This is a genomic window from Gammaproteobacteria bacterium, from assembly GCA_013696315.1.
Lineage (GTDB): Bacteria > Pseudomonadota > Gammaproteobacteria > JACCYU01 > JACCYU01 > JACCYU01.
This window is the reverse complement of the sequence record JACCYU010000082.1, coordinates 1-11,486: the sequence shown is the minus strand read 5'-3', so window position 1 is coordinate 11,486 and position 11,486 is coordinate 1. Positions and strand designations below refer to the sequence as shown.

The window sequence follows — 11,486 nt, the reverse complement described above, 5'->3', positions numbered from 1 at the left end:
AGTCCAGAGCGCGCAAGATGTCACGCCGGTCGAGCTAACGGCCTCGCTGGCTGATTCGGAGCGGGGTCAGACGTCGCGGCCCAGACGTGCCTGCAATTTCTGGTAGTAGCACTCCTGCACTCGCAAGTTCACGCGATCGCGCCGTCCCGCATTAAGCCGCATGATTAAGTAATCCAGTCTGCGTGCTGCCTGCCGGCGTGAATTGCCGGTGGTTGCCGCCGCGAGCAGGTCTTCCGCGTACGCGATCTCGTGGCGCAGTTCGACTTCCGGCGGCACGAAGCCGGCGTTCTTCAGCACTCGGTACGCCGCGCGCAGTTCCTGCGGCACGTGGCTGTCGTCGTCGAACTGGAGCGGCTTGCCCGCGCCTGCAAGATTGTCCATTTCGCCGCGCTCGATGGCCTCGGCGATGCGTTGTTCGGCAAGCTGGTCAAGCAAAAACACGTGGGCGTAATGGCGAGCTATTCGTGGCGTATCCGGGCCGCGCGCCGCCGGGCTGACGTTATAATGCGCGCGCCAGCAATTCTAACAAAGCAACTCAGGCGATGACGAATAACTTGAACCTGGACTTCGAAGGCTTCGAGCGCCTGCCGCTTAAGGTCTTCACCGAGAAGGCGTACCTGGATTATTCCATGTACGTGATCCTCGACCGCGCCTTGCCGGCGATCGGCGACGGCTTGAAGCCCGTGCAGCGGCGCATCGTATACGCCATGTCGGAACTGGGGCTGTCGGCCGCGGCCAAGCCCAAGAAATCGGCGCGCACCGTGGGCGATGTAATCGGCAAGTTTCACCCGCACGGCGACTCGGCATGTTACGAAGCGATGGTGTTGATGGCGCAGCCGTTCGCGTACCGCTACCCGCTGGTCGACGGTCACGGCAACTGGGGTTCGCCGGACGATCCCAAATCGTTCGCGGCCATGCGCTACACGGAATCGCGGCTGACACCTTACGCGCGGAGTCTGTTGCAGGAACTGGAGCAGGGCACGGTCGAATGGGCGCCCAACTTCGACGGCACGTTGCAGGAACCGACGCTGCTGCCCGCGCGTTTGCCGAACGTGTTGCTCAACGGCGGCAGCGGCATCGCGGTGGGCATGTCCACCGACATCCCGCCGCACAACCTGCGCGAAGTCGTGGCCGCCTGCGTGCGGCTGCTGGAGCATCCGAAAACGACCCTGGAAGAACTGTGTGAGCACATCAAAGGCCCGGATTATCCCACCGAGGCGGAGATCATCTCCACCCGGGATGAACTCATGCAGCTTTATCGAACCGGCAACGGCGCGGTGCGCATGCGCGCGCGCTTTGCGGAGGAAGACGGCGATATCGTTGTCACCGCGCTGCCGTTTCAGGTCTCCGGCGCCAAGGTGCTGGAGCAGATCGCCGGACTCATGCAGGCCAAGAAGCTGCCAATGGTGGAAGACCTGCGCGACGAGTCCGATCACGAGCATCCGACACGCCTGGTAATCGTGCCGCGCAGCAACCGGGTGGATGTGGAGGGCCTGATGTCGCATTTGTTCGTCACCACGGAGCTCGAGCGCACGTACCGCGTCAATGTGAACGTGATCGGACTGAACGGCCGGCCGCGGGTCAAGGATCTGCTTTCACTGCTCACGGAGTGGCTGACTTTCCGCAGGCGAACGGTGCGCCGGCGCCTCGAATGGCGGCTGGACAAGGTCCAGCAGCGGTTGCATCTGCTGGAAGGGTTGCTGATCGCGTTTCTGAACATCGATGAGGTAATCGCCATCATCCGCCGCGAAGATCAGCCGAAACCGGCGTTGATCGCGCGCCTTGGTCTTACGGATGCACAGGCCGAAGCGATTCTTGAGCTAAGGCTCAGGCATCTGGCGAAGCTCGAAGAGATGAAAATCCGTGGCGAACAGGACGAGCTGCAACGCGAGCGCAGCGAGTTGCAGAAGACGCTGGGCTCCGAGCGCCGCCTGAAAGCGCTGATCCGCAGTGAATTGCTGGCCGACGCCGAAAGCTATGGCGATGCACGTCGAAGCCTGGTGGTGGCGCGTGAAGCGGCGCGCGTCATCGATCTCAATGTCATGCTGCCCTCCGATCCGATAACGGTCGTGCTGTCGCGACAAGGCTGGGTGCGTCTGGCCAAGGGGCACGATATCGACGTCAGCGCATTGAACTACCGTGCGGGCGATGGATTCTTGACCGCGACACAGGGCCGCAGCAACCAGCAGGCGATTTTTCTGGACTCCAGCGGACGCACCTACGCGCTGCCCGCGCATACGTTGCCTTCAGCGCGCGGTCAGGGCGAACCGTTGACCGGCCGGCTCAATCCGCCGCCAGGCGCGGTTTTCACCGGCTTGATGGTCGGCGCAGCGGATGATTTGTACTGGCTGGCCACCGACGGTGGTTATGGTTTTGTCTGTCGTCTGGAGGACATGATCTCGCGTAATAGGGCCGGCAAGGCGTCGTTGTCGGTGCCGGCGGGCGCGCACGTGTTGCCGCCGCTAAGGGTGCGCAGCATCGACACAGAGCGGATCGTCGCCGTCACGCGCGAAGGTTACATGCTGGTGATGCCGCTTGCCGAACTGCCTGTGCTCAACCGCGGCAAGGGCAACCGCTTTATCGGCATCCCCGCTCCAAAGCTCAAGGCGCGTCAGGAATTCGTGGTGGCGACAGCACTCGTTCAGCCCGGCGAAAAGCTTGTGTTACACGCCGGCAAACAGACCAAGACCATGAAACCGGATGAACTGGAACGGCATGCGGGCGAGCGCGGACGCCGCGGCATCAAGCTGCCGCGCGGCTATCAGAGGATCGACACAATTCAAGTGGAACAGCAGACTTAAGACATCGAACAGGGCGGTCGATCCTGCGACCGCGCGTCGCTGGCAGCCGGTGAGGCTCAACGCCCTTGAATTTTCGCGCGCCACCCTGATCTAGGCGCCAGATTTCACACGGATATCAATCAAATCATGTTCAGTAGAATTGCATTGTTTCTGCTCGCCAACTTTTCGGTGCTGGCGGTACTCAGCGTGTCATCGCGGGTGCTGGGACTGGATGCCTATCTCGCGAGCCAGGGCATGGGCATCAACGGCCTGCTGATAATGGCCGCCGTATTCGGGTTTGCGGGTTCATTCATCTCGCTTGCGATGTCGAAGTGGCTCGCCAAAAAGAGCATGGGGGTCAAGGTGATCGAGCGGCCGGAGAATCGCACCGAAACCTGGCTGGTCGAGACCGTGCGCCGGCAGGCCAGGCAGGCGGGCATCGGCATACCGGAAGTTGGCATCTTCGATTCCGCGCAGCCGAACGCGTTCGCGACCGGCATGAGCAAGAACAGCGCGCTGGTGGCCGTCAGCAGCGGGCTGCTGCAAACCATGACCGAAGACGAGGCGGAGGCGGTGCTGGGGCACGAAGTCAGTCACGTCGCCAACGGCGACATGCTGACCATGGGCTTGCTGCAAGGCGTGCTGAATACCTTTGTGATCTTCTTTTCGCGCATCATCGGCACTTTGGTGGATCGCACCGTGTTCAAAGTCGAGCGCGGTATAGGTCCTGGTTATTTCATTGGCAGCATCGTGGCGGAAATGCTGCTGGGCATTCTGGCGGCCATGATCGCGATGTGGTTTTCACGTTACCGCGAGTTTCACGCCGATGCTGGTGGCGCGCGCCTGGCCGGGCGCGACAAGATGATCGCGGCGCTGCGTCGCCTGCAGAGCATCAGCGAGCCGCGCGATCTACCGGGCCAGCTCGCCGCATTCGGCATCGTGGGCGGCATTGGTCAGGGGCTGAAGCGATTGCTGATGAGTCATCCGCCACTGGAAGCCCGGATCAAAACGCTGCAGGGAGCGCCCTGAGTAACAGACGAGGTGTTGCCGTCGTTCGCCGTCGTGCGTATACCGGGCAGGCGGCTGGCGCGGACGCCGTGTGGTAGTCGCAATTCTGCGACCCCCCGCGTAAACGAAGGAAAAACGTAGCTAAGCTCAGTCGAACACCACCATACGCATACCGCGGAGGACACGATGAGTGACATTCTGGTACGGGCTGAAAAAGCAGGCGACCTGCAGGCGATCGACGTGGTGAATATCAGCGCGTTCGAGGGCGACGCCGAGGCGCAGCTGGTGTCCGCGCTGCGCAATACCGCCGGCTACATACCGGAGCTGTCGCTGGTCGCGGAGTACCATGGGCGGCTGGTCGGACACGTTATGCTCACGCGCATCGGCCTGCAGGACGACGAAGCGGCGACGGATTTGCTGGTGCTGGGGCCGATGTCGGTGGTGCCCTCGCAGGCTTATCGCGGCATCGGCGGCGTGCTGCTGCGCGAGGCGGTGGCGGGCGCTGAACGCATGGGTTTTGTCGCCATCGCGGAGGTTGGGCAGATCGAGTATTACCTGCGGCACGGCTTCAGGCCACTATCGGACTTCGCGCTGAGCCATAATCTCACCGGCTGCGATGCCGCCATAAGCATACGGGAACTGACACCGGGCAAGCTGCCTCATGGCGGCCGTCTCGTATTCCCGGAACAGTTTCAGGCGATCTGCGCGCTCGCAGGTTAGCTTGACCGATCAACTGATCCAGCGCTTCGCACTATCGCCGGCGCGCTCCGTCACAAGGCGCGGCACCAGGTAGCCTGGCAGACTGTCACTCAAATCCCCGATCAGTTCCAGGCCGCGTGCCGCCGATACGTCGAAGTGCGCCGCGCCCTGTACCCGGTCGAGCAGGTGCAGGTAATACGGCAACACGCCGGCTTTGAACAGCGCCTCGCTGAGCCCGCGCAAGGCCGCGACGGAATCGTTCACGCCGCGCAACAGCACGCATTGATTCAATAAGGTCACCTCCACACTCTTGAGGCGATTGAGCGCACCGGCGACCGCGGCGTCCAGCTCATTCGCGTGATTGACATGTACCACGAAAATTTTCCTGAGCCGCGTTTCGTCAAGCCATCCCAGCAGCATGTCGTCCACCCGCGCGGGCAGCACGACGGGCTGACGCGTGTGAATGCGCAGGCGCTGGACGTGGTTTATCGCCTCGATGCGCGAGACCAGTTCGCTCAGGCGGCGATCGTTGAGCGACAACGGATCGCCGCCACTCAATATCACCTCGCCGATGCTATGATCGGCCGCGATATAGTCCAGCGCGAGGCGCCACGAATCGCCGGAAGGGCGGGCGTTGCCATACGGGAAATGCCGTCGGAAACAGAACCGGCAATGCACCGCGCAGGCGGCGGTCGCGATCAGCAATACGCGACCGTGATATTTGTGCAGGAGACCGGGAACGGGCATGGCGTCCAGGTCGCCCACCGGATCGGCGATGAAGCCCGGCGCGTCTTCGCATTCGATGTGCAGCGGGAGAACCTGCCGCAGCAGCGGGTCGTCTGGATCGCCCGGCTTCATGCGCGCGACGTAGCTCAACGGCGCGCGCAGTGGAAACAGGCGCGCGGCGTGTCGGGCCGCCGGCAGCAGGGCCTGGTCCAGTCGCAGCCGTCGCAACAACTCGGCCGGATCGGTGATAACTGTAGCAAGTTCCGTCTGCCAGGCGGGTGTGTGCTTTACCCTGTCGCTTAGCGTTATCATATCGCGCTTTGCCGCGGCGCTTGGCGCACGCGCATGAATGCTGACATAAAATCCAAGGATACGAATGGCGAATTATAGTACCAGCGAATTCAAAAGCGGCCTCAAGATTATGCTGGATGGGGATCCGCACACCATCGTCGAGAATGAATTTGTAAAGCCTGGCAAGGGTCAGGCGTTCAGCCGGGTCCGGCTGCGTAACCTGAAGACCAGTCGCGTGCTGGATCGCACCTTCAAGTCCGGTGACTCGGTTGAAGCGGCAGACGTGGTCGATACCGAAATGCAGTACCTGTATACCGACGGCCAATTCTGGCATTTCATGATGCCTGACACCTTCGAGCAGCACGCGGCGTCGAAAGCGGTGGTGGGCGACGCGAGGCTATGGCTCAAGGAACAGGATAGTTGCCAGGTCACCTTGTACAACGGCGCGCCGCTTGCCATATCCCCGCAGAATTTCGTCGAGCTGCGCATTGTAATGACCGATCCCGGCGTACGCGGCGACACGGCTTCCGGCGGCACCAAGCCCGCCACCCTGGAGACCGGCGCCGTGGTCAAGGTGCCGTTGTTTATCGAGGAGGGCGAGGTGCTGAAGATCGACACCCGCACCGGCGATTACGTGTCGCGCGTAAAGGCGTGACGGACTCCTGCGGCGTCGTCTCCCGAATGCCGCATAACTGGCGCCCCACGGCGTCGCCGGAAACTTTACGGTTACGGGCACGGTTGCTCGCGCGCATAAGGGCGTTTTTCGCCGCTCGCGACGTGCTGGAAGTGGAGACCCCCGCGCTCTGCCAGACCGCCGTTACCGATCCGCAGCTCGCCAGCTTCCTGGTACCCGCGCCGGATCGCGATCGATACTTGCGCACTTCGCCCGAATTCGCCATGAAGCGTTTGCTGGCGGCAGGTTACGGCGATATTTATGAGATCGCAAAAGTCTTTCGGGAAGGCGAGGCAGGGCGCTATCACAATCCCGAGTTCTCGTTGATCGAGTGGTACCGGCTGGGTTTCGATCATCACGCGCTCATGGACGAAGTCGAGGCGCTGCTCGGGCGTGCGCTGGACAATCTTTGCCCGATGACACCGGCCCGGCGTGTCACCTACCGCGACGCTTTCGCCGAGCATTCAGGACTGGACAGCGCGACCGTGTCGATCGCGGCGTGCAGGGCAAGTCTGGCCGCACGCGGCATCGAGATGCATACCGAGCTGGATCGCCGGGGCTGGCTGGAGCTGCTCATGTCGCACGTCATCGTGCCGGAATGCTCGCGTGACGGCTTTACGTTTATCTACGATTTCCCTGAGGATCAGGCCGCGCTGGCTACAGTCCGGCCCGGCGCGCCGTCGGTGGCGTCACGCTTCGAGTTGCTGGCATACGGGGTCGAACTGGCCAACGGCTTTCACGAGCTGACCGATCCTTGCGAGCAGCGGGCGCGTTTCGAGCGCGAGCTTGCGTCGCGCCGCGAGTCAGTTGCGCCGATAGTACCGCTGGATGAGAATTTGCTGGCCGCGCTCGCGCATGGTTTGCCCGCTTGCGCCGGGGTCGCCGTGGGGCTGGATCGCCTGGTCATGCTGGCGGCGGGCCACGATCACATTGTTCAGGCGATGGCGTTTTCCTGGGATACCGCGTGATCCGCCTGGAGGGAGCCGAGCGCGGCGCGTCCGATCTCCTCGCCCATCTTCACCGGTATGTCTACGCGCAAACGGGCATCCCATGCCACACTTGCGTCGCCGAAGAGCACGATTGCGGTGGAGCCCATATTGAAGCGGCCCATTTCCTCCCCGCGCTCAAGGCGCACAGCCGCGGCTGAATCTCGCGTGTAATCGATGCTGCGAACGCCCTTGCCGGCGGGCGGCGTCACCAATCCGGCCCACACTGTCTCGATGGCCGACACGTTGACCGCGCCGACCATCACCACCGCCATCGGCCCACAAGCGGTGTCGAAAATCGCCGCCATGCGCTCGTTGCGCGCAAATAACCTCGGGATCACGCGGGTCGCGTATTGAGACACGCTGAACAGGCGTCCGGGCACATGCACCATTTCTTTGAGACGGCCGTCCAGGGGCATGTGCACGCGGTGGTAATCGCGCGGTGACAAATAAATCGTGCAGAATTTTCCGTGCGTAAACGGCGCGGCGCGCGCCGCCGAGCCGCCCAGCAATTCCAGCACGGAAAAACTTTGCCCCTTGGCCTGAAATATCCGCCCAGCCTCGATCTCGCCGAGCTGCGAGATCGCGCCATCCGCGGGGCTGGCAATCGCGTCCACTCCGCTCGCCACGGGCCGCGCGCCGGATTTAAGTGCGCGCGTGAAAAAAGCGTTGAAGCTCGCGTAACGGCGCGGATCCGGCTCGGCGGCCTCGCTCATATCCACGTTGAAAGCGCGGATGAACAGCCGGGTCACGGTATCTTTAAGCGGCGTGTCAAGCCGCGCCAATCGAAACGTGATGCGCGAAACCAGATGATGCGGAAAGGCGTGAAACAGCCAGCCCTTGATTCGTTCCCACCAGGTCGCGTCCTGCATGCGCGGTCTCAACTGCGGTCGTAATAGCCGCGCAGCTTGTGAAAATCGCTGGCCAATACCTTTGCCCGGTGTGGCGCGCCAAACAGCGCCACCAGCCTGCCTTGCGGCCCGATCAGCAACACCGACGCGCTGTGATCGACCAGGTAATTGTTTCCGTCGCCAGGCCTGGGAAGAGTCATGTGAATTACACCTAGCGAGCGGGTGAGTTTGCCCAGCGCTTGTTCATTGCCGGTGACGCCGGTGAATTCCGGATTGAAAAATTTTACGTAATCCTTGAGTGTCGCGGGATTGTCGCGCCGTGGATCCACCGACACGAACACCACCTGGGCGCGATCCGCGTCGCCGTGCGTGGCGGCTGTCCGGAGCGCTGTATCCAGCGTCGATAGGGTGGACGGACAGATGTCCGGGCAATGCGTGTAGCCGAAGAACACGAAGCTCCAGTGGCCCTTCAGCCGCGCATTGTCGAACGGTTCTCCCTGTTCGTCGATGAGTGAAAACGCAGGCAAAGGCCTGGCCTGATCCAGCAACGCGGTTGCGGCTTCGAGGTGTGGCGGCCGGGGCGCGCCCATACGCTCTTTCACCCAGCCGGCGCCCAGACCGATGACGAGCGCCAGCAGCGCGACGCCAGCGAATACGATAGACTTTTTAGGGATAGACATGCCCGAGCTTGTGCGTGTCTGCTTCATCGCGCGATTATTTCATATCCGCCCATTGATCCGCCATGTTCTTTGAAGACAGTACCATGACGAAAGCCGTTCCAGCGCGGTTGAAAACCGCGCGCGACTATATCCTGTGGGGCGCTCGCCAGTTCGAAAGGGCCGGACTGGTGTTCGGTCATGGCACCGATACGGCGCTGGACGAGGCGGCCTGGCTGGTCCTGCACGCGCTGGGTCTGGCGCCGGATGCGAATGATGAAGTTATCGACCGCGGTCTCTCAAATAATGAGAAAAATGCCGCAAGCGCTCTGCTCGAGCGACGGATGGTGGAGCGCAAACCGGCTGCCTATCTGACTGGGTCAGCGTGGTTCGCAGGCTGGGAATTCACCATTGACGAGCGCGTGCTGGTGCCGCGCTCGCCGATCGCGGAACTGGTGGAAGCGCGCTTTGCACCGTGGCAGGTCGCCGAAAAAGTCAACCACGTACTGGACATCGGGGCCGGTTCGGGCTGCATTGGCATCGCCTGCGCGCACGCGTTTGCGCACGCTCGCGTAGACCTGACCGACATTTCGCCTGGTGCACTTACCGTGGCGCGCGCGAATATTCGCCGTCACGGGCTTGAAGATCGCGTGCGGGTTACACAGTCCGACGTATTCGAGAATCTGCCGGAGAAGCGCTACGATCTCATCGTCAGCAATCCGCCTTACGTGGATGCGCACGACATGGCCACGCTGCCCCCGGAATACGCCCACGAACCGGCGCTGGGTCTTGCGGGTGGCGACGATGGGCTGGACGTAGTCAGGCGGATACTAAAACATGCCGCCGCATTTCTGGCACCTCTTGGGATACTGGTGGTGGAAGTGGGCGAGGACGCCGAGCGATTAGCGGAAGCTATGCCGAAAATCCCGTTTCTGTGGCTGGAGTTCGAGCGGGGCGGCGACGGCGTGTTCCTGCTAACCGCCGAACAGTGTCCGCGCGCCTGAGTATTGACTGAAACGCGCTGCGGCATTGCGCAGGCTTACCAGTCATCGTCTTTCCATTCGCGCAGCTTGCTGCGATCCATCTTCTCGCCGTATTTCTTCGCCTTGCGCTCCTGCAGTACGATGAAACGCAGCAGCGCCAGCACGAACAGCACAACCAGCGCGATTACAATCCATATTTCGGTAGTCATTTCGGCCACACTCTCGAAGCGATAATGCATTACACAAATGGCGACAGCGCCAGATGACCCTGTCACCGTGCAGAGACGTAACTAAACAATGAGAGCGACCGCCGGGCCAGAAGGTTCGAACGCTCTCTCGCTCCCCGCCAATTTCCAATACAATGCGCCGCTATGTCTGGCAACACCTCGGGAAAGCTGTTCTGCGTTACGTCCTTTGGCGAAAGTCACGGCCCCGCGATTGGCTGTGTGGTGGACGGTTGTCCGCCGGGCATGGCGCTCAACAAAGAAGATATACAGACGGATCTGGAAAGGCGAAGGCCAGGCAAATCACGCCATACCACGCAGCGTCGCGAGCCGGACCAGGTGCAAATTCTCTCGGGCGTGTTCGAGGGAGAAACCACAGGCACGCCCATCGCGCTTGTGATTACCAACGTCGATCAGCGCTCTAAAGATTACTCGAAGATCCGGGACAGCCTGCGGCCGGGGCATGCCGATTACACCTACCTGAAAAAGTACGGTTTGCGCGATTATCGCGGTGGCGGGCGGGCCTCCGCGCGCGAGACGGCCGTGCGCGTGGCGGCCGCGGCGATCGCGCGCAAGTATCTGAAGGAGCGTTGCGCAATTGTCGTGCGCGGTTACCTGGCGCAACTGGGACCGATAGTCATCGAGAATTTCGACTGGGATGAAGTCGAGAACAACCCGTTTTTCTGTCCTGACGCGGACAAGGTCGCGCAACTGGAGATATACATGGACGCGCTGCGCAAGGAGGGCGACTCCATAGGCGCGCGCATCAACGTGGTCGCGCAAGGCGTGCCGCCGGGCCTGGGCGAGCCAACCTTCGACAAACTCGATGCGGAGATCGCGCACGCCATGATGGGCATCAACGCGGTCAAGGGCGTGGAGATCGGCGCCGGCTTCAAAGCCATCACGCAGAAGGGCACGGAACACCGCGACGAGATCACGCCGGGCGGTTTTCTGAGCAATAACGCCGGCGGTATTCTGGGCGGTATCTCGTCCGGACAGGACATCCTTGTGAGCATCGCGCTCAAGCCTACATCCAGCCTGCGTCTGCCGGGGCGCAGCGTGGACATTCACGGTCGGTCTGCTGAAATCATCACCACCGGCCGTCACGATCCCTGTGTCGGCATCCGCGCCACGCCCATCGCGGAGGCGATGCTGGTGCTGGTGCTGATGGATCACATGCTGCGCCATCGCGCGCAAAACATGGATGTGACCTCTGGATTTCCCGATATTCCCGCCTCAAACTAGCAATGCGCGCGGGTAACGCCGCCGCCGCGCCGCCCGTTCGCCTGTCCGGATTCTACTTTTTTTATTTCGCCAGCGTCGGCGCCTTCCTGCCGTTCTGGGGTCTTTACCTGGAGGATCTCGCGTTTTCGCCGGCCCAGATCGGCGAGCTGATGGCGGCGACCATGGGCACCCGGATCGTGGCGCCCATGGTGTGGGGCTGGATTGCCGATCACACCGGCCGGCGGTTGAGGGTAATCCGTGTCGCGAGCCTGCTGGCGGCCGTCATCTTCTCGGCGACCCTGGTAGTGACAGGCTTCGGCTGGATGATGCTGGTGCTGGCCGCGTTCAGCTTCTTCTGGAACGCGACCCTGCCGCAGTTCGAAGC

The 11,486-nt window shown here is 62.1% G+C and carries 13 protein-coding genes; 8 read left to right on the top strand and 5 right to left on the bottom strand.

Annotated elements, in window-relative coordinates:
- Nucleotides 1-66 precede the first annotated feature (66 nt).
- A complete protein-coding gene (locus H0V34_04675; GenBank protein ID MBA2491017.1) occupies nt 67-441 on the bottom strand; it encodes a DUF1992 domain-containing protein in 375 nt (124 codons plus the stop codon).
- Nucleotides 442-542: 101 nt separating this feature from the next.
- On the opposite strand from H0V34_04675, the gene parC reads away from it, so the two are divergent.
- The 3 genes from parC to H0V34_04660 all read left to right on the top strand — a co-directional run bounded on the left by parC (nt 543) and on the right by H0V34_04660 (nt 4,508).
- Nucleotides 543-2,801: a DNA topoisomerase IV subunit A gene (parC, locus tag H0V34_04670; GenBank protein ID MBA2491016.1), complete on the top strand. Its 2,259-nt coding sequence runs from the start codon at nt 543-545 to the stop codon at nt 2,799-2,801.
- A gap of 126 nt (nt 2,802-2,927) precedes the next feature.
- A complete protein-coding gene (gene htpX, locus H0V34_04665) occupies nt 2,928-3,809 on the top strand; it encodes a protease HtpX (GenBank protein ID MBA2491015.1) in 882 nt (293 codons plus the stop codon).
- A gap of 165 nt (nt 3,810-3,974) precedes the next feature.
- Nucleotides 3,975-4,508 carry an N-acetyltransferase gene (locus H0V34_04660; GenBank protein MBA2491014.1) on the top strand — a complete coding sequence of 178 codons (534 nt, stop codon included), beginning with the start codon at nt 3,975-3,977 and terminating at the stop codon, nt 4,506-4,508.
- 9 nt (nt 4,509-4,517) lie between these two features.
- Here H0V34_04660 and epmB read toward each other — a convergent pair whose 3' ends face one another.
- Nucleotides 4,518-5,525 carry an EF-P beta-lysylation protein EpmB gene (epmB, locus tag H0V34_04655; GenBank protein ID MBA2491013.1) on the bottom strand — a complete coding sequence of 336 codons (1,008 nt, stop codon included), beginning with the start codon at nt 5,523-5,525 and terminating at the stop codon, nt 4,518-4,520.
- A 64-nt stretch (nt 5,526-5,589) separates the two neighbouring features.
- Here epmB and efp point away from each other — a divergent pair, with 64 nt between their 5' ends.
- Complete coding sequence (efp, locus tag H0V34_04650) at nt 5,590-6,159, top strand: elongation factor P (protein ID MBA2491012.1); 570 nt, start codon at nt 5,590-5,592, stop codon at nt 6,157-6,159.
- 26 nt (nt 6,160-6,185) lie between these two features.
- A complete protein-coding gene (gene genX, locus H0V34_04645) occupies nt 6,186-7,145 on the top strand; it encodes an EF-P lysine aminoacylase GenX (GenBank protein MBA2491011.1) in 960 nt (319 codons plus the stop codon).
- Here the strand turns inward: genX and psd are convergent.
- Both psd and H0V34_04635 read right to left on the bottom strand, forming a co-directional pair.
- Nucleotides 7,112-8,035, bottom strand: coding sequence for a phosphatidylserine decarboxylase (psd, locus tag H0V34_04640; protein MBA2491010.1), 924 nt, complete (start codon nt 8,033-8,035; stop codon nt 7,112-7,114). The genes genX and psd overlap by 34 nt on opposite strands.
- Before the next feature lie 8 nt (nt 8,036-8,043).
- The gene (locus H0V34_04635) at nt 8,044-8,694 is read right to left on the bottom strand and encodes an SCO family protein (protein ID MBA2491009.1); all 651 of its coding nucleotides are present in this window, start codon (nt 8,692-8,694) and stop codon (nt 8,044-8,046) included.
- An 83-nt stretch (nt 8,695-8,777) separates the two neighbouring features.
- On the opposite strand from H0V34_04635, the gene prmB reads away from it, so the two are divergent.
- A complete protein-coding gene (gene prmB, locus H0V34_04630; protein MBA2491008.1) occupies nt 8,778-9,674 on the top strand; it encodes a 50S ribosomal protein L3 N(5)-glutamine methyltransferase in 897 nt (298 codons plus the stop codon).
- 35 nt (nt 9,675-9,709) lie between these two features.
- Here prmB and H0V34_04625 read toward each other — a convergent pair whose 3' ends face one another.
- On the bottom strand, nt 9,710-9,862 hold the full coding sequence (locus tag H0V34_04625; protein ID MBA2491007.1) for a hypothetical protein: 153 nt from the start codon (nt 9,860-9,862) through the stop codon (nt 9,710-9,712).
- 162 nt (nt 9,863-10,024) lie between these two features.
- Between H0V34_04625 and aroC the strand changes: the two genes are divergently transcribed.
- Complete coding sequence (aroC, locus tag H0V34_04620; protein MBA2491006.1) at nt 10,025-11,122, top strand: chorismate synthase; 1,098 nt, start codon at nt 10,025-10,027, stop codon at nt 11,120-11,122.
- 2 nt (nt 11,123-11,124) lie between these two features.
- A partial coding sequence (locus tag H0V34_04615; GenBank protein ID MBA2491005.1) for an MFS transporter occupies nt 11,125-11,486 on the top strand: 362 nt, incomplete at its 3' end.

Coding starts and splice junctions, on each gene's coding strand:
- genX (MBA2491011.1), top strand. CDS start 6,186: ATGCCGCATAACTGGCGCCCCACGGCGTCGCCGGAAACTTTACGGTTA.
- prmB (MBA2491008.1), top strand. CDS start 8,778: ATGACGAAAGCCGTTCCAGCGCGGTTGAAAACCGCGCGCGACTATATC.
- H0V34_04660 (MBA2491014.1), top strand. CDS start 3,975: ATGAGTGACATTCTGGTACGGGCTGAAAAAGCAGGCGACCTGCAGGCG.
- parC (MBA2491016.1), top strand. CDS start 543: ATGACGAATAACTTGAACCTGGACTTCGAAGGCTTCGAGCGCCTGCCG.
- efp (MBA2491012.1), top strand. CDS start 5,590: ATGGCGAATTATAGTACCAGCGAATTCAAAAGCGGCCTCAAGATTATG.
- epmB (MBA2491013.1), bottom strand. CDS start 5,525: ATGATAACGCTAAGCGACAGGGTAAAGCACACACCCGCCTGGCAGACG.
- htpX (MBA2491015.1), top strand. CDS start 2,928: ATGTTCAGTAGAATTGCATTGTTTCTGCTCGCCAACTTTTCGGTGCTG.
- H0V34_04635 (MBA2491009.1), bottom strand. CDS start 8,694: ATGTCTATCCCTAAAAAGTCTATCGTATTCGCTGGCGTCGCGCTGCTG.
- aroC (MBA2491006.1), top strand. CDS start 10,025: ATGTCTGGCAACACCTCGGGAAAGCTGTTCTGCGTTACGTCCTTTGGC.
- psd (MBA2491010.1), bottom strand. CDS start 8,035: ATGCAGGACGCGACCTGGTGGGAACGAATCAAGGGCTGGCTGTTTCAC.
- H0V34_04625 (MBA2491007.1), bottom strand. CDS start 9,862: ATGACTACCGAAATATGGATTGTAATCGCGCTGGTTGTGCTGTTCGTG.